The sequence below is a fragment of the Thiomonas intermedia genome, assembly GCF_002028405.1.
In the GTDB taxonomy this organism is placed as follows: Bacteria; Pseudomonadota; Gammaproteobacteria; order Burkholderiales; family Burkholderiaceae_C; genus Thiomonas; species Thiomonas intermedia.
The window spans coordinates 1,459,391-1,478,625 of sequence record NZ_CP020046.1 but is presented as its reverse complement, the minus strand read 5'-3'; the positions used below and the strand labels follow the sequence as shown (position 1 = coordinate 1,478,625).

Here is a 19,235-nt window from a genome sequence, read left to right as displayed (position 1 = left end):
TAGCGACCCCTTTCAAAAGAATTCAGAGAAGGAAAACATCATGGCGAAGGAAAAGTTTGAGCGGACCAAGCCGCACGTGAACGTGGGCACGATTGGTCACGTGGACCACGGCAAGACCACGCTGACGGCGGCCATCACCACCGTGCTGTCGGCCAAGTTTGGCGGATCGGCCAAGAAGTACGACGAGATTGACGCGGCGCCCGAAGAGAAAGCGCGCGGCATCACCATCAACACCGCGCACGTCGAATACGAGACCGAAAGCCGTCACTACGCCCACGTCGACTGCCCCGGCCACGCCGACTACGTCAAGAACATGATCACCGGAGCCGCCCAGATGGACGGCGCCATTCTGGTCGTGTCCGCTGCCGACGGCCCCATGCCCCAGACCCGCGAGCACATCCTGCTCGCCCGCCAGGTCGGCGTGCCCTACATCGTCGTCTTCCTCAACAAATGCGACATGGTCGACGACGCCGAGCTGCTCGAACTCGTCGAGATGGAAGTGCGCGAACTTCTCTCCAAGTACGACTTCCCCGGTGACGACACCCCCATCATCAAAGGTTCGGCCAAGCTCGCCCTCGAAGGCGACAAAGGCGACCTGGGTGAGAAGGCCATCTTCAGCCTGGCCGACGCCCTCGACAGCTACATCCCCACGCCCGAGCGCGCCGTGGACGGCGCCTTCCTGATGCCCGTCGAAGACGTGTTCTCCATCTCCGGGCGCGGCACCGTCGTGACCGGCCGGATCGAGCGCGGCATCGTCAAAGTCGGCGAAGAAATTGAAATCGTCGGCATCCGCCCCACCCAGAAGACCACCTGCACCGGCGTGGAAATGTTCCGCAAGCTGCTCGACCAAGGTCAGGCCGGCGACAACGTGGGCATTCTGCTGCGCGGCACCAAGCGTGAAGACGTCGAGCGCGGCCAAGTGCTGTGCAAGCCCGGCTCGGTCAAGCCCCACACCCACTTCACCGCCGAGATCTACGTGCTCAGCAAAGACGAAGGCGGCCGCCACACCCCCTTCTTCAACAACTACCGTCCCCAGTTCTACTTCCGCACCACCGACGTCACCGGCGCGGTCGAGCTGCCCAAGGACAAGGAAATGGTCATGCCTGGCGACAACGTCAGCATCACCGTCAAGCTGATCGCCCCCATCGCCATGGAAGAAGGCCTGCGCTTCGCCATCCGTGAAGGCGGTCGCACCGTCGGCGCCGGCGTCGTGGCCAAGATCATCGAGTAAATCGTTCATCGCAATGCACCGGCGCCGTCTCGTCATGGCGCCGGTTTTCGCTCTTTGAAGAGATCATCATGCAAAACCAAAAAATCCGTATTCGCTTGAAGGCGTTCGATTACAAGCTGATCGACCAGTCCGCCATGGAAATTGTCGATACCGCCAAGCGCACCGGCGCCATCGTCAAGGGTCCCGTGCCGATGCCTACTCGCCTGCAGCGTTTCGACATCCTGCGTTCGCCGCACGTCAATAAGACGTCGCGTGACCAGCTTGAAATTCGCACCCACCTGCGTTTGATGGACATCGTTGATCCGACGGACAAGACCGTCGACGCGTTGATGAAGCTCGATCTTCCCGCAGGCGTTGACGTCGAAATCAAGTTGCAGTAACTGCACTGCCTTGCTAGAGGCGAGGTGAGTGATGTATGATGCACAGCTTTCTTTTGCTTTGGCAAAAGAAGAAGCATGAGGCCTGTGGCGTGAGCCCGGGTCCCAATTGGGCTCAGCCAAAAGGTTTGGGCCGTTTGATAACCTACGGGTCTGGCCAATCGTAGCCAGGCAGGAGAAAACAATGAGCTCACATTCAATGGGCCTTGTCACGCGCAAGGTCGGAATGACGCGTGTGTTCACCGACGATGGGGAGTCCATCGCCGTCACCGTGCTGGATGCTTCCGGCAATCGGGTGTCGCAGGTGCGCACACAGGATGTGGATGGCTATAGTGCCGTCCAGGTGGCTTTCGGCTCACGCAAGCCGTCACGCCTGACCAAGGGCCAGGCTGGCCATTTGGCCAAAGCTGGCGTGGAGCCGGCCGAAATCCTCAAGGAATTCGATCTGCCTTCTGACAAGGCGGCTGCCTATGCGCCTGGCGCAACGGTGCCTGCCACGTTGTTCCAGGTCGGGCAGATGGTGGATGCGCAAGGTGTCTCGATCGGCAAAGGCTTTGCCGGATCGATCAAGCGCCACAACTTTTCGTCCAACCGCGCCTCTCACGGCAACTCGGTCACGACGCGTGCGCCGGGCTCCATCGGTATGGCGCAGGACCCAGGCCGCGTGTTCCCCGGCAAGCGCATGGCCGGCCAATTGGGCAATGAAACCGTGACGGTGCAAAACCTGGAAGTGGTTCGCATCGACGAGTCGCGCCAACTCATTCTGGTCAAGGGTGCGGTGCCGGGTTCGCGTTCTGGCTTTGTGTTTCTGCGTCCCGCAGTCAAGTCTGCGGCAGGGGGTCAGTGATGCAGCTCGAATTTCTGAATGCGCAGGGTCAGCCTGCGGACAAGTTTGATGTCAGCCCGGAAGTGTTCGGCCGCGACTTCAACGAAGATCTGGTGCACCAGATCGTCATCGCCTACCAGGCCAATGCGCGCTTGGGCAATCGCGCCCAGAAGGACCGCGCGGTGGTCAAGCACTCGACCCGCAAGCCCTGGAAGCAAAAGGGTACGGGCCGTGCGCGCGCCGGTATGACGTCGTCCCCGCTGTGGCGTGGAGGCGGCAAGATTTTCCCGAATTCGCCGGACGAAAATTTCACCCACAAGGTCAACAAGAAGGCCTATCGCGCGGGTATGCGCTCGCTGTTTTCGCAGCTGGCGCGTGAAGGCCGTCTCGTCGTGGTCGACAACTTCACCGTCGATGCGCCGAAGACCAAGCTGGTTGCAGAAAAGTGCAAGGCGATGGGCTTCGATTCGGTGATGATCATCGCCGACGGCACGGACGAGAACCTGTTTCTCGCTGCCCGCAATCTGCCGAATGTTCTGGTTGTCGAGCCGCGCTACGCCGATCCGCTGTCCCTTCTGTTCTACAAGAAGGTCGTGATGACCAAGGGCGCCGTCAGCCAACTTCAGGAGATGCTGTCATGACGCAAGCCGTTCTCAATCCTCAGCGCCTGATGCAGGTGCTCAGCGCTCCGGTCATTTCCGAAAAGGCAACCCTGGTTGCCGAAAAGCGCAATCAAGTGGTGTTCCGTGTTTTGCGCGACGCGACCAAGCCCGAGATCAAGGCGGCGGTTGAGCTGCTGTTCAAGGTTGACGTCGAGTCGGTACAGGTCGCCAACATCAAGGGCAAGGTCAAGCGCACGGCGCGTGGCACGGGCCGTCGCAATCATGTCAAGAAAGCCTATGTCTGCCTGAAGGCGGGCCAAGAGCTGAATTTCGCGCAGGAGGGTATCTAAATGCCCGTCGTCAAAGTCAAACCGACCTCGGCCGGCCGCCGCGCCGTCGTCAAGGTCACGCATCCGCATCTGTATAAGGGTGAGCCGGAGCGTTCGCTGCTCGAGCCCCAGTTTCAGAAGGCTGGCCGCAACAACAATGGCCATATCACCACGCGCCATCGTGGCGGTGGTCATAAGCACCATTACCGTGTGGTCGATTTCCGTCGAGACAAGGACGGCATTCCGGCCAAGGTCGAGCGTATCGAATACGACCCCAACCGTACCGCGCACATCGCGCTGGTGTGCTATGCCGACGGTGAGCGCCGCTACATCATTGCGCCGCGCAACCTCGAAGTGGGTGCCATGCTGATGAGCGGCTCGGAGGCGCCGATTCGCGCAGGGAATGCGCTGCCGATTCGCAATATTCCGGTGGGTTCGACCATTCACTGCATTGAGATGCAGCCTGGCAAGGGCGCGCAGATTGCCCGCTCCGCCGGTGCTTCCGCCGTGCTGCTGGCGCGCGAGGGCATCCATGCCCAAGTGCGTATGCGCTCCGGGGAAGTTCGCCGCATTCACATCGACTGCCGTGCCACGCTGGGTGAGGTGAGCAACGAAGAGCACAACCTGCGCCAGTATGGCAAGGCCGGTGCGATCCGCTGGCAAGGTATTCGTCCGACGGTGCGAGGTGTGGCCATGAATCCGGTCGATCACCCGCACGGTGGTGGTGAAGGCAAGACAGGTGAAGGCCGCGTGGCAGTCAGCCCGTGGGGCACGCCGACCAAGGGTTATCGCACCCGCAACAACAAGCGCACGCAGAGCATGATCGTGTCGCGTCGTAAGAAGTAAGGGATAGCACATGGCTCGCTCACTCAAAAAAGGTCCGTTCTGCGACCAGCATCTGCTGAAGAAGGTTGAAGCTGCTGTCAGCACCAAGGACAAGCGCCCGGTGAAGACCTGGTCGCGTCGCTCCACCATCCTGCCCGAATTCATCGGCGTGACGATTGCCGTGCACAACGGCAAGCAGCATGTCCCGGTGTACGTGTCCGATCAGATGGTGGGTCACAAGCTTGGCGAATTCGCGCTGACGCGGACATTCAAAGGACATCCCGCCGATAAAAAGGCGAAGAGGTAAGGCAGACACATGGAAACTCGTGCAACCCTACGCGGCGTTCGCCTCTCGGCTCAAAAGGGCCGGCTGGTGGCGGACCTGATCCGCGGCAAAAAAGTGGACTCCGCTCTCAGCATCCTGGAGTTCTCGCCCAAAAAAGCATCGGGCATCATCAAGAAAGTGCTGGAGTCGGCCATCGCCAACGCCGAGCACAACGATGGCGCCGATGTGGACGAGCTGAAAGTGACCCAGGTCATGGTGGAAGAGGGTTCGACCCTCAAGCGCTTCAGTGCGCGTGCCAAGGGCCGTGGCAACCGCATCAGCAAGCCCACCTGCCATATCTATATTCAAGTCGGGAACTGAGGACGTCACATGGGACAGAAAATTCATCCGACCGGTTTCCGTCTGGCCGTCACGCGTGGCTGGGCTTCGCGCTGGTATGCGCCGAGCACCCAGTACGCCAAGATGCTCAGCGAGGACATCATGGTCCGCGAGTACCTGGCCAAGCGCCTGAAAAACGCCTCGGTGTCGCGCGTGCTCATCGAGCGTCCGGCCAAGAACGCCCGCATCACCATTTACAGCGCCCGTCCGGGCGTGGTGATCGGCAAGAAGGGCGAAGACATCGAAAACCTGAAGGCCGAGCTGACCAAGCGCCTTGGGGTGCCGGTTGCCGTGGACATCGAAGAAGTGCGCAAGCCCGAGATCGATGCCCAACTGATTGCCGATTCCATCACGCAGCAGCTTGAAAAGCGCATTCAGTTTCGTCGCGCCATGAAGCGCGCGATGCAGAACGCCATGCGCATGGGCGCCCAGGGCATCAAGATCATGTCCGCGGGTCGTCTGAACGGCATCGAAATTGCGCGTACCGAGTGGTACCGCGAAGGCCGCGTGCCCCTGCAGACCTTGCGTGCGAACATCGACTACGCGACCTCCGAAGCCAAGACGACCTATGGCGTCATCGGCGTGAAGGTGTGGGTTTACAAGGGCGATACGCCGGCCAAGGGTGCCATCGTCCCGGCCAAGGCCGAGCCTGCCGCGCCCGAAGATGATCGCCGCAACCGCCGTCCTGGTGCAGCCCGTCCGTCTGGCGCCCGCCGCGCCGCGCCGTCTGCCGATGGCGAAAAATCCGTTGCAGTCAAGCGCGTGCGCAAACCGGCTCAGTCCGGCGGTGCGACCGGCGCTTAAGGAGAGATTTCATGCTACAACCCGCTCGTCGCAAATACCGCAAAGAGCAGAAGGGCCGCAACACGGGCCTGGCCACACGCGGCGCCACCGTGGCTTTTGGTGAGTTCGGCCTGAAGGCGACCACCCGCGGCCGCATCACCGCTCGCCAGATCGAATCGGCCCGTCGCGCCATCTCCCGTCACGTCAAGCGTGGCGGCCGGATCTGGATCCGCGTGTTCCCGGACAAGCCGATTTCCATCAAGCCCGCCGAGGTGCGCATGGGTAACGGCAAGGGCAATCCCGAGTACTACGTGTCGGAAGTCCAGCCGGGCCGCGTGCTTTACGAAATCGAGGGTGTGCCCGAGGCCATCGCGCGTGAAGCTTTCGAGCTCGCCGCTGCCAAGCTGCCGTTCCGCACCATCTTTGTCTCGCGCCAGATCGGCGCCTAAGGAGAGCGATATGAAATCGACCGCTCAACTCACCGAACTGCGCGCCAAGGACATTCCTGCGCTGCAGACCGAACTCGACAGTTTGCTCAAGGCCCACTTCAATCTGCGCATGCAGAAGGGCACGCAGCAGCTGCAGAACACGAGCCAGCTTGGCAACACCAAGCGTGCCATTGCACGGGTTCGCACCCTGATTCAAGAAAAGAAGGCCAAGGGTTAAGCCATGACTGAACAAAAGAAAGTCCAGCGTACGCTGGTCGGCCGCGTGGTCAGTGACAAGCGCCAGAAGACAGTGACCGTCCTTGTCGAGCGCCGTATTCAGCACCCGATCTATGGCAAGTTCATTGCGCGTTCCAAGAAGTACAGCGCGCACGACGAGTCCGGCCAGTACCACCTGAACGATGTGGTCGAGATTGCCGAATCGCGCCCGATCTCGAAGACCAAGGCTTGGGTTGTCAGCCGTCTGATCACCAAGGGTCAGATTATCTGAGCGCGAAAGCCCGTTGACCTTCGGGGGTGCCGCCGGGTCTGACCCACGCGCAGCCCTACTGAAGTCTCAGAGCCCATCGCCCGTTTGTTCCGCAGCCATGCGGGGCAAGCGGGCGATGGGCTTTTTGCATGAGGCGAACGTGTCAGGATTGCTTGCAGGTCTTTCCAACGCATACGGCTCACAGGGTGCCGGCCTGGGCGCAAGCGACTACAGTATCAGCAGGGCACACCATGCCCTGGCCCGAACCAAGGCACCATCAGGCCTTGCGTGGCGCGGTCACATAACAACGCTTGAATGGAGACGCAATGAAAGCCTCAGCATCCACCGCGCCGGCGGCAATCACGCCCGTGTGCTCGCTGTCCTACATCCACCCCGAAGCCGATAGCCCCTGGCTGACCTATCTGGCCCAGGTCGACAGGGTGTTGCCGCATCTGGGTCATCTCGCCCGCTGGGGCGAGACCCTCAAGCGCCCGAAGCGCGCCCTGATCGTGGATGTGCCTATCGAAATGGACGATGGCGCCGTGCGGCACTTCGAAGGCTATCGGGTGCAGCACAACCTGTCGCGCGGGCCGGGTAAAGGTGGGGTTCGCTATCACCCCAACGTCACGCTGGAAGAGGTGATGGCGCTTTCGGCCTGGATGACGATCAAGAACGCGGCGGTCGGGTTGCCCTATGGCGGCGCCAAAGGGGGGATTCGGGTCACGCCCTCCGAGTTGTCGCGCAAAGAGCTGGAACGTCTGACCCGCCGCTACACCAGCGAGATCGGCATCATCATCGGCCCGCAGCAAGACATTCCCGCGCCTGACGTCAACACCAACGGTCAGATCATGGCCTGGATGATGGACACCTACTCCATGAACGTCGGGGCCACGGCCACCGGTGTCGTGACGGGCAAGCCCATTCCCCTGGGTGGGTCGCTGGGGCGGGTCAAGGCCACGGGGCGGGGCGTGTTCGTGACGGGCCGGGAGGCGCTGCGTCGGCTCGGGCACGAACTCAAAGATCTGCGGATCGCCGTACAGGGCTTCGGTAACGTGGGCGGCACCGCGGCCGAGTTGTTCGCCGAGGCTGGTGCGCGCATCGTCGCCGTTCAAGACCATACGGGCACCCTCATCGAGGACAAGGGGCTCGATGTGGGGGCCTTGCTGGCTCACGTCGAGCGTCATGGCGGCGTTGCCGGATTTCCGGGCGCTCAAAGCGCCCGCCATGAGGAGTTCTGGGATGTCCGCTGCGATGTGCTGATCCCGGCGGCGCTCGAGGGCCAGCTTACGGCTGAACGTGCCAGCAAGACCACCGCCAAAGTGATTCTGGAGGGGGCGAATGGTCCGACGCTCCCCGCGGCCGATGATGTGTTCGCGAGCCGCGGCATTCTGGTGGTGCCCGATGTGATCTGCAATGCCGGCGGCGTCACCGTCTCGTACTTCGAGTGGGTCCAGGATTTCTCGAGCTTCTTCTGGGACGAGGACGACATCAACGCCCGGCTCGACAGAATTCTGGGCAACGCCTTCGCCCGGATATGGGACACGGCCGATCAGCTCAAGATCAGTCTGCGCACGGCAGCCTTTGTGGTGGCCTGCGAGCGCGTGCTGCAGGCGAGGGAAGAGCGCGGGCTCTATCCGTAACCCGGCCTTGGCGCCGCACGGTCACGGCTTGGTCGTGATCGCTGCGGCGTCTTCCCCCGGTGACGGAGCTTGCGCTGCGGGCCGGGACCAGGCGGCCCGCAAGCCGTCGAACAGAAACACCGCCAGGCCCAGCCAGACCAGGCCGAAGCCAATCACCTTCGCCTGGGCGAACGGCTCGTGATAGAGCCAGACCCCCAGCGCCAGTTGCAGGCTGGGGGTGATGTACTGCAACACGCCCAGCAGCGTCATCGACATGCGCCGCGCCCCGGCGGCGAACAGCAGCAGCGGGATTGTCGTGATCGGGCCAGCGGCCATCAACAGGCCCCGGGTGGAAAGGTCGGCCGAGGCGAAAGCGTTGATGCCCTGCGTGCTGAGCCAGTACAGATAGGCCGCTGCCAGCGGAAACAGCACCGCCGTCTCCACCGCGAGTCCCTCGAGGGCGCCAAGCGGAGCCGTCTTGCGCAACAGCGCATAGCTGCCGAAGGTCAAAGCCAGGCCGAGGCTGATCCAGGGCACATGGCCGACTTCCAGGGCCATGACGCTCACCCCTCCTGCGGCGATCAGCAGCGCAACCCACTGCATGCGTCGCAGCCGTTCGTGCAGTAGCACCGAGCCCAGGGCGACGTTCACCAGCGGATTGATGTAGTACCCCAGGCTCGCATCCACCACATGGTTGCTGTTGACCGACCAGATGTAGATGCCCCAGTTGGTCGACAACAGCACGGCGCTGAGGGCGAACCGCGCCAGGACGGCGGGCTGTTCGCGCAGCAGCCTGATCCACGCCCAGCGTTTGAACACGACCAGCAGCAAGGCCACGAACAACAGAGACCACGCCATGCGGTGGGCCAGGATCTGCAACGACGGAACCTGCTCAAGCGCCTTGAAATAGAGCGGAAACAGGCCCCAGAGGACGTAAGCGGCCAGAGCGTAGACAACGCCAGAATTCATGGGGCATGGAAGAGGAGGAGCGGGCCGCAGACTTTACCTGCGACCGCCAAACTCTGCGCGGCAGCGCTCAGACGTTGAACAGGAAGTGCAGCACATCGCCATCCTTGACGATGTAGTCCTTGCCCTCGGCCCGCATCTTGCCGGCGTCCTTGGCGCCTTGCTCGCCGCCGTACTGGATGAAGTCGTCGAAGGCTATGGTCTGGGCGCGGATGAAGCCGCGCTCGAAATCGGTATGGATCACCGCGGCAGCCTGCGGGGCCGTGGCGCCGATGCGTACCGTCCAGGCCCGGACTTCCTTCACCCCGGCGGTGAAGTAGGTCTGCAGGCCAAGCAGCTTGAACGCCGCTCGGATGAGGCGATTCAGCCCGGGTTCGTCCTGGCCGAGATCGGCGAGGAAGGCCTGCTTCTCGTCTGCATCGAGCCCGGCCAGTTCGCTCTCCAGCTTGGCGCAGATGGCCACGACCGGGGCGTTTTCCTTGGCTGCGTAGTCGCGAAGACGGTCGAGGTGGGGGTTGTTGTCGAAGCCATCCTCCATCACATTGCCCACGAACATGGCCGGCTTGGCCGTGATGAGGCACAGCGGCGCGATCAGGGCCAGCTCCTCGGCGCTCAGCCCCAGCGCGCGCACCGGGCGCGCCTCGTTGAGCGCGGGAATGATGCGTTCGAGCAGGTCGGCCACGCGCTTGGCATCCTTGTCGCCCGAGCGCCCCTGCTTGTTCATGCGGTGCAGGCTCTTCTCGGCCGTGCCCAGGTCGGCCAGGCAAAGTTCGGTCTGGATCACGGCGATGTCCGAGATCGGATCGACCCGGCCCGCCACGTGAATCACGTTCGGATCTTCAAAGCAGCGCACCACGTTGATGATGGCATCGGTCTCGCGAATGTGCGCCAGAAACTGGTTGCCAAGACCTTCGCCCTGGCTTGCCCCGGCCACAAGTCCGGCAATATCGACGAACTCGACCACTGCGGGCAGAATGCGCTGCGGCTTGACGATGGCGGCGAGCTGGTCGAGCCGCGAGTCGGGCAACTCGACGATGCCGGTGTTGGGCTCGATGGTGCAGAAGGGATAGTTTTCCGCCGGAATGGCGCTTTGGGTCAGCGCATTGAAGAGGGTGGACTTGCCCACGTTGGGCAGGCCCACGATGCCACATTTCAGGCTCATGGTGTCTCGGGGTGGGGGCGCCAGAACCCGGCGCGAAAGGCAGGATTCTAGGGCGCGGCGCCGGTGTCGCGCACCAGGCGGCCGTCGAGCAGTTCGAGGACGCGGTCACAGCGGGCGGCGATGCGTGGATCGTGCGTCACCAGCAGCACGGCACAGCCAAAGGTCTGATTGAAGCGGCGGAACAGGGCGAAAACGTCGTCGGCGCTGCGAGAGTCGAGATTGCCCGTGGGCTCATCGGCCAGCAGGATGGGCGGGCGGATCATCAGCGCCCGGGCAATGGCCACACGCTGCTGCTGGCCGCCGGACAGTTCGGTTGGGCGCTTGAGGGCATGCCGCGCCAGCCCGACCGCATCGAGCAGTTCGAGGGCGCGGTCGCGGGTGGCCGCATCGCGCGGCGCGCTGCCGAGCAGCGCCGGCATCATCACATTGTCGATGACGGTAAACGCATTGATCAGATGGTGGAACTGGAAGACGAAGCCCAGGGAGCGTCCGCGCAGGGCGGTGCGTTCGGCGTCGCTCAGCGCCACCGTGGGGCGGCCCTGCACCTGGATCTCGCCGCGGGTCGGGGTGTCGAGCAGGCCGATGAGGTTGAGCAGGGTGCTTTTGCCCGAACCCGAGGGGCCGATGAGCGCGGCGAATTCGCCGGCCTGCAACGTGAGGTCGATGCCATGCAGCACTTCCACTTCGAGCGGCGTCCCGGCGCCATAGGCTTTGCGCAGGCCGCTGAGGTGCAGCACGGGGGTGGCGGGCGGGCTGGACATGGCGTCAGATCGTGCGGATGGCCTCGACCGGGTCGAGATGCGAAGCCCGCCGCGCTGGGGCATAGGCCGCCACGATGCCGGCCAGCGTGGCGATGAGCATGGCCTGCGGCGCCAGCCACGGGCTGACGGTCACCGGGAAAAGCCGCGGCCCGGCGTGGTTGAAGACATAGACCAGCGAAATGCCCAGGGCCGCGCCCACCGCCGAGCCGATCAGGCCCAGCACGCCGCCCTGGATGAGAAACACCGACATCATGCGCAGGCGCGTGGCCCCCATGGCGCGCAGGATGCCGATTTCGCGCGTGCGCTGCACCACGCTGACCGCCAGCACGCTGGCGATGCCCAGGGCTACCGACAGCGCGATGGACAGCCGGATGATGTTGGTCGACAGCGATTGCGAGCGCAGGGCGTTGAGCAACTGGCTGTTCGTAGTCATCCAGCTCTCGGCCTTGAGGTCGAAAGTGCGGGCGATACGGGCCGCGATGGCCTGGGCGCTGAACAGTTCGCGCACCGTCAGGTCGATCTCGGTGATGGCGCCGGGCAGGCCCAGCAGGGTCTGCGCCTGCTGCAGGCCGAGGTAGACCTGGCGCTCGTCGACATCGCGTACGCCCAGAGAAAAAATGCCGGCCACGCGAAACGCCTGGGCCTGGCCCGAGGGGCCGGTGAGGCGCAAGGTGTCGCCAATCGACAGCCCCAGGTCGGACGCCAGCCGCGAGCCGATCAGAATTTTCTCCGCGCCCACGGCGAACTGTCCGGCCACCATGTCGGTGTTGACGGGAATGATGCGCACATAGCTGCGCGGCTCGATGCCGAGGATGGCCACGGCGCGCACGGCGTTGCCGCGCTGGGCGAAAGCCGGGCCCGACACCACCGGGGTGGCGGCCTTCACGTCGGGCATGGTGCGCAAAGCGTTCAACACGGCGGGCGCGTTGTCGATGCCGCGCAGGCGCTGCGGCCGCGGGTCGATGCGCGACAGGTACACGGTCGAACGCGGCGCGTCCGCATTGGACGGCGTCAGCGGCACCAGATCGGGCGCCTTCACCACGATCTGCGGCTGGCTGCCCAGGGTGCGCTCGACGATATTGCCCTGCAGCCCCGTGACCAGCGCCGTGATGAACACGATGACTGCCGAACCCACGGCGATGCCCACCAGGATGAGCAGCGACTGGGCGCGCCCATCCCGCAGAAATTGCAGTGCGATGGACCAGGACAGGCGCATGACGGCGTCGGCTGAGGGCTCAGCGGCCCGGCATCGGCAGGTCGTTGCCGGTCGGCGACGCGCTGGCCGTTGCGGTGGGCAGCGGCAGCAGCTTCGCTTGCACGCGACTGCCCTCGGCCAGGCTGGCGCCGCCCAGTACCGTCTCGCCAGCCGACAGGCCCGAGGTCACCTGGGAGAGCGTCAGTCCCTGCAGGCCCAAGGTGATCTGTTGCGGCTCGGCGCGGCCCTTGCGCAGCACCAGCACCGTGGCCCGGTCTGCGTGGATCTGGCGCAGGGCGTCGTTGGGCACGACCAGAGCATTCTGCTGCTGCGCGGTGATGATGTCGGCCGACACCGTCATGTCCTGCCTCAGCCAGGACGGCGGCTTCGGCACACGCAGGCGCACTTCCAGCGTGCCCGTGGTGCGATCCACCTGCGGGGCCAGAAAGCTCACCTGCGCGGCAAAACTGCGGTCGGGGTAGGCGTCGGCCACGCAACGGGCCTGCTGGCCGGGCTGCAGATGGCCGATGCTCTGCTCGTTGACGGGCAACAGGATCTCGGTGGCACCGTCCATCGCCAGCGTGAACAGCGATTCGCCGGGCGTGACCGTATCGCCGACTTCGACATTGCGCGACAGCACCACCCCGGCCACGCCGGCGCGCACCACGTTGCGCGCATTCACCGCCTGGGCCGCCTGAACAGCCGCCTCGAGCGCACGCTGCTGCGCACCGCCCGGGACGACCGCGTTGTAGGCCGCCAGGGCGCTGTCGCGCAACTGCTGCGCGGTGCGCAAACTGGTCTGCGCCTGTTCGAGCTGCTGCGCCGACCCGCCGCCGGCCTTGAACACCCCTTGCGCACGCCGGAGATCGCGCTCGGCCTGCTCGACCTGCACCCTGGCCTGCGCCAGAGCCGCCGCCGCCTGGGGACGAGACTGTTCGATCATCTGCCGCAGCGCCGCGCGCGCCTGGTCGAGCTGGGCCGACGACTGGTCGCCGCGCAGCTCCAGCAGGGCCTGGCCTGCCTTGACCTGCGCGCCGCGGTCGACCAGGCGTTTGATCACCGTGCCGGTGATCTCGCTGGCCACCTGCACCCGCGAGGGGGTGATGACATAGCCGGTCGCCACCACATTCTGGATCAAAGGTCGGGCTTCGATCCGGTAGCCGTCGACCTCGGGCGGGCGGCTGCGCCACCACAGCGCCGCGGCCAGCAGGGCCAGCAGAAGCAGCGCCCAGGCCAGACGCGGCCAGAGGGGGCGGGAGGGGTGGGTGGGCGTGGAGGACATGGTGAGCCAGATCAAAGGTCCGGGAGCCGGATGGGGGCGCCGTGTCGAGCCTCTGCCATCGAAGGGACACGACGCCGTCACCCGCTGTATCGGGGAGACGGATCATCATAGAGAGCCCGGCATGGTTCTGTGCCGACCTGCGTCAAGGAAAGCCAGCGCGGTTGCGTTGCGACAAATCGACAGCGGAAAGCGGCAGCGGCCGGTGGCGAAACAAGCCCCGGACTTGCCAGGGTGTTGCGGTTCTGCTTCAATCAATACAGGTATCGCACACAGCGCCCAGCCCAGCCATGACCTTCAGCCGCTTTTATTTTTTTGGTTTTTGGTTCTTCTCGCACCGCACCGGCGGAGGGAGAGGCTGACGCGCAGCCCACAAATCCTCGAAAACCGCCGGCCCAGCCCGGCGGTTTTTTTTCGTGCCGGGACGACGCCAAAGCGGGAAGTGAACCCAGGCACCGATCCCATGTTCGACCCCTCCCCAGTCCGTGAATCCGCTGCGTTTTCAGCGGTTTCCATGTCCATCCCGCCCGCAGGAGAGCTTCCGATGCAGCCCAAATCCGCCGCAGAGTCTCTGCACAAACCGCAGGAGGACAAGACCTCCCGCACCGACAACGCCCGCATCAAGCACATCGTGCCTCTGCCGCCGCCCGAGCATCTCATCCGCTTTTTCCCCATCGCCGACACGCCGGTGGAAACGCTGGTGAGCGACACCCGGCATGCCCTGCATCGCATCATCCATGGCGAGGACGACCGGCTGTTGCTCATCATCGGCCCCTGTTCCATTCACGACCCCAAGGCCGCGCTCGACTATGCGCGACGCCTGGCGGAGCTGCGCAGGCAGCATGCCGGCGAACTCGAAGTCGTCATGCGGGTGTATTTCGAGAAGCCGCGCACCACCGTGGGCTGGAAGGGGCTGATCAACGACCCGTATCTGGACGAGAGTTTCCGCATCGACGAAGGCCTGCGCATCGCCCGTGAGGTGCTGATCGACATCAATCGTCTGGGCGTGCCCGCGGGCAGCGAATTCCTCGACGTGATTTCGCCGCAGTACATCGCCGATCTCATTTCCTGGGGCGCCATCGGTGCGCGCACCACCGAAAGTCAGGTGCACCGGGAACTGGCTTCGGGGCTGTCGGCGCCGATCGGCTTCAAGAACGGCACCGACGGCAGCCTGCGCATCGCCATCGACGCCATTCACGCCGCGCGCCGTCCGCACTCCTTTTTGTCGGTGCACAAGAACGGCCAGGTGGCCATCGTGCAGACCCGCGGCAACAAGGACACCCACGTCATCCTGCGCGGCGGCAAGACGCCCAACTATGACGCCGCGAGCGTGCGCGAGGCCTGCGCCGCGCTGGAAGAGGCCAAGCTCGACTGCCGCCTGATGATCGACTGTTCGCATGCCAACAGCGCCAAGCAGCACCTGCGCCAGCTCGACGTGGCGCGCGACATTGCGGCGCAACTCGCCGCGGGCGAACGCTGCATCTTTGGTGTCATGGCCGAGAGCCATCTCGTCGGCGGAGCGCAGAAATTCAGCGCGGGCAAGGACGATCCGACCCAGCTCACTTACGGCCAGAGCATCACGGACGCCTGCCTGCCGTGGGACGATTCCGTCGAGCTGATGCAGGTGCTGGCCGATGGGGTGAAGGCGCGGCGCAAACACAAGGCGGCCAAGTAAGCTGCGCACTCATCCTGACCGACTTTCAAGGAGCAACCATGCCCGCCATCCGCATCGACCTTTTCGAGGGCCGCAGCCCCGAGGTGAAAAAGCAGCTCGTCCAGAACCTCACTCAAGCCGTGGTCGAGACGCTCAAGTGTTCGCCCGAGGCCGTGGACATCATCCTCAACGAAGTGCCCAAATCGCACTGGGCCACCGGCGGCAAACTCTGGAGCGAACCGCGTGATTGAGCGGCGCTTGCGGCCATGCTGAACAAGCCTCGCGTGCGCCGCCCAGTCTGTTCCTCAACGAGGGTCCGGTGCGTTGGAGCTTGAGCCTGCGCCCCACCCGGCGGGGGAGGTGGAGGGGAGGCGTTGCACGGTGAGGTCCATGAATTCCTTCATTCTTCTGCATGTCGGGTCAAGAAGCGCGCGGCTGATTGGTCATCAAAAAGTATCGAATCATTCGCTTGTCGTTGCTATTAACAGTGACGCGATGCGCCAATAGACTCACCCCATGCCCAAGTTCCGCGTCGATTTCGCGGACCCACGATCAGGAGAATGAGTCATGGCCAGAATGCGCGCGGTCGATGCCGCGGTGTTGGTGATGGAAAAAGAAGGCGTGCATCAAGCCTTTGGCGTGCCCGGCGCGGCGATCAACCCCCTTTATTCCGCGCTGCGCAAGAACGGCCACATCGCGCATGTGCTGGCGCGGCACGTCGAGGCCGCCTCGCACATGGCCGAGGGCTACACCCGCACCGCGCCCGGCCACATCGGCGTGTGCATCGGCACCTCGGGCCCGGCGGGCACCGACATGATCACCGGGCTGTATTCGGCCATCGCCGATTCCATTCCCATTCTGTGCATCACCGGCCAGGCCCCGCGCGCGCGGCTGTACAAGGAAGACTTCCAGGCCGTGGACATCGAGTCCATCGCCAAGCCCGTGTGCAAGTGGGCGGTGACGGTGCGCGAGCCCGCGCTGGTGCCGCGGGTGTTTCAGCAGGCCTTCCATGTGATGCGCTCGGGCCGTCCGGGGCCGGTGCTGATCGATCTTCCGCTGGACGTGCAGCTCGCCGAGATCGAGTTCGATCCCGACACCTACGCGCCGCTGGCGGTCTACAAGCCCACGGCCACGCGGGCGCAGGTCGAGAAGGCGCTGGACATGCTCGACGCCGCCGAGCAGCCATTGATCGTCGCCGGAGGCGGCGTGATCAATGCAGACGCCTCCGAACTGCTGGTGCAGTTCGCCGAGCTGACCGGCGTGCCGGTGATTCCCACGCTGATGGGCTGGGGCGCCATGGGCGACAGCCATCCGCTGATGGGCGGCATGGTGGGCCTGCAGACCAGTCATCGCGGCGGCAACGCCAATCTGCTGGCGTCCGACTTCGTGCTGGGCATCGGCAACCGCTGGGCCAACCGCCACACCGGCTCGCCCGAGGTCTACACCAAGGGCCGCAAGATCGTGCACGTGGACATCGAGCCCACGCAGATCGGCCGGGTGTTCATGCCCGACTACGGCATCGTCTCCGATGCGAAGGCGGCGCTGGAGCTGTTCATCGACGTGGCGCGCGAGCGCAAGGCCGCGGGCAAACTCAAAGACCGCAGCGCCTGGGCTGCGGCCTGCCGCGAGCGCGTGCTGACGATGTTGCGCAAGTGGGATTACGAGCAGATTCCCATCAAGCCCCACCGTGTCTACAAGGAGATGGTCGAGTTCTTCGATGCCGACACGCGCTATGTGACCACCATCGGTCTGTCGCAGATCGCGGCGGCGCAGCTCCTCAAGGTGGAAAAGCCGCGTCATTGGATCAACGCCGGCCAGGCCGGTCCTCTGGGCTGGACGCTGCCTGCTGCGCTGGGCGTGCGCGTGGCCGATCCCACGGCCGATGTCGTGGCGATTTCCGGCGACTACGACTTTCAGTTTCTCATCGAGGAGCTGGCAGTGGGCGCGCAGTTCAAGCTGCCCTACATTCATATCGTGGTCAACAACTCCTACCTCGGCCTGATCCGCCAGGGCCAGCGCCAGTTCGACATGGACTACTGCGTGCAACTCTCGTTCGACAACGTCAACTCGCCCGAGGTCAACGGCTACGGCATCGACTTCGTCAAGGTGACCGAAGGCCTGGGTTGCAAGGCCATTCGCGTGTTCGACCCGAACCAGATCCAGCCGGCGCTGGCGCAGGCCCGGCAGTTGATGAAGGACTATGCCGTGCCCGTGGTGGTCGAAATCATTCTCGAGCGCGTGACGAACATCGCCATGGGGGGCGAAATCGACGCCATCACCGAGTTCGATCCCGTCGTTGACCTGCAAACCGCCGAAGTTTGAGGAGCCCAACATGCCCTTATTTGCCGCCAACCTCACCATGCTCTTCACCGAAGAGCCCTTCATCGACCGTTTCGAGTCGGCCGCCAAGGCCGGCTTCAAGGCGGTGGAATTTCTCTTCCCCTACGCCCACACCGCGCAGCAGGTGCGCAACGCGGCGCAGGAGGCGGGCGTGCAGATCGTGCTGCACAACCTGCCCGCGGGCGACTGGGACGCGGGCGAGCGCGGCATCGCCTGCCTGCCCGATCGCGTGGCCGAGTTCCGCGAGGGCGTGGCCCGCGCCATCGACTACGCCCGCGCCCTGGGCGTGACCCAGCTCAACTGTCTGGCCGGCAAGGTACCCGCGGGGGCCGACCCCGCCGCGCTGCGATCCACCCTGGTGGAGAACCTGCGCTACGCCGCCGCGCAACTGCAGCCCCACGGCATCCGGCTGCTGATCGAGCCGATCAACACCTTCGACATTCCCGGCTTCTACCTGCACGGCACGGCCCAGGCGCTGCAACTGATGGACGAGGTGGGCAGCGACAACCTGTTTCTCCAATACGACATTTATCACATGCAGCGCATGGAAGGCGAGCTGGCCGCGACGATGCAAAAGCACCTGCCGCGCATCGCTCACATTCAGCTGGCCGACAACCCCGGCCGCTTTGAGCCGGGTACGGGCGAGATCAACTACGCCTTCCTGTTCCAGCATCTCGACCGCATCGGCTACACCGGCCACATCGGCTGCGAATACAAACCCAAGACCACCACCACGGCTGGCCTGGGCTGGCTGGCCGGTCTGTAAAACAACACACGTTCACATCAACACGGAGATTCGCATGGCTACTCTTGGATTCATCGGGCTGGGCATCATGGGCGCGCCGATGGCGGGGCATCTGCTGGCCGGCGGGCACACGCTCTACGTGCACAGCCGCAGCAAGCTGCCGCAGGCCCTGCTCGAAGCGGGCGCCAAGGCTTGCGCCAGCAACACCGAGGTGGCGCAGAAGGCCGACATCATCTTCACCATGGTGCCCGACACGCCCGATGTGCAAAAGGTGCTGTTCGCCGAAGACGGCGTGGCCCAGGGGCTGGCGCCGGGCAAAATCGTGGTGGACATGAGCTCCATCGGGCCGATGGAGACCAAGGCCTTCGCCCAGAGAATCAACGCCCTGGGCTGCGAGTATCTCGACGCGCCGGTCTCCGGCGGCGAGGTCGGCGCCAAGGCGGCCAGCCTCACCATCATGGTGGGCGGCAGGCAGGACATCTTCGACAAGGTCGAGCCCCTGTTCAAACTCATGGGCAAGAACATCACCCTGGTGGGCGGCAATGGCGACGGCCAGACCTGCAAGGTGGCCAACCAGATCATCGTCGCGCTCAACATCCAGGCCGTGGCCGAGGCGCTGCTGTTCGCCAGCAAGGCCGGGGCCGATCCGGCCAAGGTGCGCCAGGCGCTGATGGGCGGCTTCGCGGCGTCGCGCATTCTCGAAGTGCATGGCGAGCGCATGGTCAAGCGCACCTTCCAGCCGGGCTTCCGCATCAATCTGCACCAGAAGGATCTGAATCTGGCGCTGTCGGGCGCGAAACAACTCGGCGTGGCGCTGCCCAACACCGCCGTGGCGCAGCAGCTGTTTTCCACCTGCGCCGCGAATGGCATGGAGGCTCTGGATCACTCAGCGCTCTGTCGTGCCGTCGAGCTGATGAGCCATCACACCATCGCGCCTGATGCCTGAGGCGGCCGCAACCTCC

At 64.4% G+C, this 19,235-nt stretch carries 23 protein-coding genes; 18 read left to right on the top strand and 5 right to left on the bottom strand.

Annotation, left to right across the window (positions count from 1 at the left end; genetic code table 11):
• Nucleotides 1–40: 40 nt before the first annotated feature.
• From tuf to BVH73_RS06920, 13 genes are all read left to right on the top strand, one after another.
• Nucleotides 41–1,231, top strand: a complete 1,191-nt coding sequence (tuf, locus tag BVH73_RS06980) for an elongation factor Tu (protein WP_079417354.1) — start codon at nucleotides 41–43, stop codon at nucleotides 1,229–1,231.
• A 68-nt stretch (nucleotides 1,232–1,299) separates the two neighbouring features.
• Nucleotides 1,300–1,611 carry a 30S ribosomal protein S10 gene (gene rpsJ, locus BVH73_RS06975; RefSeq protein ID WP_055449832.1) on the top strand — a complete coding sequence of 104 codons (312 nt, stop codon included), beginning with the start codon at nucleotides 1,300–1,302 and terminating at the stop codon, nucleotides 1,609–1,611.
• A gap of 181 nt (nucleotides 1,612–1,792) precedes the next feature.
• Nucleotides 1,793–2,455, top strand: a complete 663-nt coding sequence (gene rplC / locus BVH73_RS06970) for a 50S ribosomal protein L3 (RefSeq protein ID WP_079417352.1) — start codon at nucleotides 1,793–1,795, stop codon at nucleotides 2,453–2,455.
• A complete protein-coding gene (gene rplD / locus BVH73_RS06965) occupies nucleotides 2,455–3,075 on the top strand; it encodes a 50S ribosomal protein L4 (protein ID WP_079417350.1) in 621 nt (206 codons plus the stop codon). Before rplC ends, rplD begins: the two co-directional genes overlap by 1 nt.
• Nucleotides 3,072–3,386, top strand: a complete 315-nt coding sequence (rplW, locus tag BVH73_RS06960) for a 50S ribosomal protein L23 (RefSeq protein ID WP_079417348.1) — start codon at nucleotides 3,072–3,074, stop codon at nucleotides 3,384–3,386. The genes rplD and rplW overlap by 4 nt, the downstream gene beginning before the upstream one ends.
• On the top strand, nucleotides 3,387–4,211 hold the full coding sequence (rplB, locus tag BVH73_RS06955) for a 50S ribosomal protein L2 (RefSeq protein WP_079417346.1): 825 nt from the start codon (nucleotides 3,387–3,389) through the stop codon (nucleotides 4,209–4,211).
• 10 nt (nucleotides 4,212–4,221) lie between these two features.
• Nucleotides 4,222–4,497, top strand: coding sequence for a 30S ribosomal protein S19 (rpsS, locus tag BVH73_RS06950; RefSeq protein ID WP_079417344.1), 276 nt, complete (start codon nucleotides 4,222–4,224; stop codon nucleotides 4,495–4,497).
• A gap of 9 nt (nucleotides 4,498–4,506) precedes the next feature.
• Nucleotides 4,507–4,836: a 50S ribosomal protein L22 gene (rplV, locus tag BVH73_RS06945; RefSeq protein ID WP_079417342.1), complete on the top strand. Its 330-nt coding sequence runs from the start codon at nucleotides 4,507–4,509 to the stop codon at nucleotides 4,834–4,836.
• Between the two features lie 9 nt (nucleotides 4,837–4,845).
• Nucleotides 4,846–5,658 (top strand): 30S ribosomal protein S3, encoded by an 813-nt coding sequence (rpsC, locus tag BVH73_RS06940; RefSeq protein ID WP_079417340.1) that lies wholly within the window; start codon nucleotides 4,846–4,848, stop codon nucleotides 5,656–5,658.
• An 11-nt stretch (nucleotides 5,659–5,669) separates the two neighbouring features.
• Entirely contained in the window at nucleotides 5,670–6,086 is a 417-nt protein-coding gene (rplP, locus tag BVH73_RS06935; RefSeq protein ID WP_079417338.1) for a 50S ribosomal protein L16, read from the top strand.
• Nucleotides 6,087–6,096: 10 nt separating this feature from the next.
• On the top strand, nucleotides 6,097–6,303 hold the full coding sequence (gene rpmC, locus BVH73_RS06930; protein WP_055449841.1) for a 50S ribosomal protein L29: 207 nt from the start codon (nucleotides 6,097–6,099) through the stop codon (nucleotides 6,301–6,303).
• Nucleotides 6,304–6,306: 3 nt separating this feature from the next.
• The gene (rpsQ, locus tag BVH73_RS06925; protein ID WP_079417336.1) at nucleotides 6,307–6,573 is read left to right on the top strand and encodes a 30S ribosomal protein S17; all 267 of its coding nucleotides are present in this window, start codon (nucleotides 6,307–6,309) and stop codon (nucleotides 6,571–6,573) included.
• 305 nt (nucleotides 6,574–6,878) lie between these two features.
• Nucleotides 6,879–8,192, top strand: coding sequence for a Glu/Leu/Phe/Val family dehydrogenase (locus BVH73_RS06920; protein ID WP_079417334.1), 1,314 nt, complete (start codon nucleotides 6,879–6,881; stop codon nucleotides 8,190–8,192).
• A 21-nt stretch (nucleotides 8,193–8,213) separates the two neighbouring features.
• On the opposite strand, the gene rarD is transcribed toward BVH73_RS06920, so the two are convergent.
• The 5 genes from rarD to BVH73_RS06895 form a co-directional block, all read right to left on the bottom strand.
• The gene (rarD, locus tag BVH73_RS06915) at nucleotides 8,214–9,140 is read right to left on the bottom strand and encodes an EamA family transporter RarD (protein WP_079417332.1); all 927 of its coding nucleotides are present in this window, start codon (nucleotides 9,138–9,140) and stop codon (nucleotides 8,214–8,216) included.
• A 67-nt stretch (nucleotides 9,141–9,207) separates the two neighbouring features.
• A complete protein-coding gene (ychF, locus tag BVH73_RS06910; protein ID WP_079417329.1) occupies nucleotides 9,208–10,299 on the bottom strand; it encodes a redox-regulated ATPase YchF in 1,092 nt (363 codons plus the stop codon).
• A 47-nt stretch (nucleotides 10,300–10,346) separates the two neighbouring features.
• A complete protein-coding gene (locus BVH73_RS06905; RefSeq protein ID WP_079417327.1) occupies nucleotides 10,347–11,060 on the bottom strand; it encodes an ABC transporter ATP-binding protein in 714 nt (237 codons plus the stop codon).
• Between the two features lie 4 nt (nucleotides 11,061–11,064).
• A complete protein-coding gene (locus BVH73_RS06900; RefSeq protein ID WP_079417325.1) occupies nucleotides 11,065–12,276 on the bottom strand; it encodes an ABC transporter permease in 1,212 nt (403 codons plus the stop codon).
• 19 nt (nucleotides 12,277–12,295) lie between these two features.
• Nucleotides 12,296–13,537, bottom strand: coding sequence for an efflux RND transporter periplasmic adaptor subunit (locus BVH73_RS06895; RefSeq protein ID WP_079420412.1), 1,242 nt, complete (start codon nucleotides 13,535–13,537; stop codon nucleotides 12,296–12,298).
• Nucleotides 13,538–14,078: 541 nt separating this feature from the next.
• Here BVH73_RS06895 and BVH73_RS06890 point away from each other — a divergent pair.
• The 5 genes from BVH73_RS06890 to BVH73_RS06870 all read left to right on the top strand — a co-directional run bounded on the left by BVH73_RS06890 (nucleotide 14,079) and on the right by BVH73_RS06870 (nucleotide 19,219).
• Complete coding sequence (locus BVH73_RS06890; RefSeq protein ID WP_079417323.1) at nucleotides 14,079–15,209, top strand: 3-deoxy-7-phosphoheptulonate synthase; 1,131 nt, start codon at nucleotides 14,079–14,081, stop codon at nucleotides 15,207–15,209.
• A 38-nt stretch (nucleotides 15,210–15,247) separates the two neighbouring features.
• Nucleotides 15,248–15,439 (top strand): 4-oxalocrotonate tautomerase, encoded by a 192-nt coding sequence (locus BVH73_RS06885; protein ID WP_079417321.1) that lies wholly within the window; start codon nucleotides 15,248–15,250, stop codon nucleotides 15,437–15,439.
• A 316-nt stretch (nucleotides 15,440–15,755) separates the two neighbouring features.
• Entirely contained in the window at nucleotides 15,756–17,510 is a 1,755-nt protein-coding gene (gene gcl, locus BVH73_RS06880; protein ID WP_079417319.1) for a glyoxylate carboligase, read from the top strand.
• Between the two features lie 10 nt (nucleotides 17,511–17,520).
• A complete protein-coding gene (gene hyi, locus BVH73_RS06875; protein ID WP_079417317.1) occupies nucleotides 17,521–18,294 on the top strand; it encodes a hydroxypyruvate isomerase in 774 nt (257 codons plus the stop codon).
• A 34-nt stretch (nucleotides 18,295–18,328) separates the two neighbouring features.
• The gene (locus BVH73_RS06870) at nucleotides 18,329–19,219 is read left to right on the top strand and encodes a 2-hydroxy-3-oxopropionate reductase (protein WP_079417315.1); all 891 of its coding nucleotides are present in this window, start codon (nucleotides 18,329–18,331) and stop codon (nucleotides 19,217–19,219) included.
• Nucleotides 19,220–19,235 lie beyond the last annotated feature (16 nt).

Bases quoted from the DNA above. Each gene is read 5' to 3' on its own strand.
- hyi (WP_079417317.1), top strand. From the start codon at position 17,521: ATGCCCTTATTTGCCGCCAACCTCACCATGCTCTTCACCGAAGAGCCC.
- rpsS (WP_079417344.1), top strand. From the start codon at position 4,222: ATGGCTCGCTCACTCAAAAAAGGTCCGTTCTGCGACCAGCATCTGCTG.
- rpsQ (WP_079417336.1), top strand. From the start codon at position 6,307: ATGACTGAACAAAAGAAAGTCCAGCGTACGCTGGTCGGCCGCGTGGTC.
- rarD (WP_079417332.1), bottom strand. From the start codon at position 9,140: ATGAATTCTGGCGTTGTCTACGCTCTGGCCGCTTACGTCCTCTGGGGC.
- BVH73_RS06920 (WP_079417334.1), top strand. From the start codon at position 6,879: ATGAAAGCCTCAGCATCCACCGCGCCGGCGGCAATCACGCCCGTGTGC.
- BVH73_RS06905 (WP_079417327.1), bottom strand. From the start codon at position 11,060: ATGTCCAGCCCGCCCGCCACCCCCGTGCTGCACCTCAGCGGCCTGCGC.
- rpmC (WP_055449841.1), top strand. From the start codon at position 6,097: ATGAAATCGACCGCTCAACTCACCGAACTGCGCGCCAAGGACATTCCT.
- gcl (WP_079417319.1), top strand. From the start codon at position 15,756: ATGGCCAGAATGCGCGCGGTCGATGCCGCGGTGTTGGTGATGGAAAAA.
- rplC (WP_079417352.1), top strand. From the start codon at position 1,793: ATGAGCTCACATTCAATGGGCCTTGTCACGCGCAAGGTCGGAATGACG.
- BVH73_RS06900 (WP_079417325.1), bottom strand. From the start codon at position 12,276: ATGCGCCTGTCCTGGTCCATCGCACTGCAATTTCTGCGGGATGGGCGC.
- BVH73_RS06870 (WP_079417315.1), top strand. From the start codon at position 18,329: ATGGCTACTCTTGGATTCATCGGGCTGGGCATCATGGGCGCGCCGATG.
- rplV (WP_079417342.1), top strand. From the start codon at position 4,507: ATGGAAACTCGTGCAACCCTACGCGGCGTTCGCCTCTCGGCTCAAAAG.
- BVH73_RS06895 (WP_079420412.1), bottom strand. From the start codon at position 13,537: ATGTCCTCCACGCCCACCCACCCCTCCCGCCCCCTCTGGCCGCGTCTG.
- rplP (WP_079417338.1), top strand. From the start codon at position 5,670: ATGCTACAACCCGCTCGTCGCAAATACCGCAAAGAGCAGAAGGGCCGC.
- rpsC (WP_079417340.1), top strand. From the start codon at position 4,846: ATGGGACAGAAAATTCATCCGACCGGTTTCCGTCTGGCCGTCACGCGT.
- rplD (WP_079417350.1), top strand. From the start codon at position 2,455: ATGCAGCTCGAATTTCTGAATGCGCAGGGTCAGCCTGCGGACAAGTTT.
- tuf (WP_079417354.1), top strand. From the start codon at position 41: ATGGCGAAGGAAAAGTTTGAGCGGACCAAGCCGCACGTGAACGTGGGC.
- ychF (WP_079417329.1), bottom strand. From the start codon at position 10,299: ATGAGCCTGAAATGTGGCATCGTGGGCCTGCCCAACGTGGGCAAGTCC.
- rplW (WP_079417348.1), top strand. From the start codon at position 3,072: ATGACGCAAGCCGTTCTCAATCCTCAGCGCCTGATGCAGGTGCTCAGC.
- BVH73_RS06890 (WP_079417323.1), top strand. From the start codon at position 14,079: ATGCAGCCCAAATCCGCCGCAGAGTCTCTGCACAAACCGCAGGAGGAC.
- BVH73_RS06885 (WP_079417321.1), top strand. From the start codon at position 15,248: ATGCCCGCCATCCGCATCGACCTTTTCGAGGGCCGCAGCCCCGAGGTG.
- rpsJ (WP_055449832.1), top strand. From the start codon at position 1,300: ATGCAAAACCAAAAAATCCGTATTCGCTTGAAGGCGTTCGATTACAAG.
- rplB (WP_079417346.1), top strand. From the start codon at position 3,387: ATGCCCGTCGTCAAAGTCAAACCGACCTCGGCCGGCCGCCGCGCCGTC.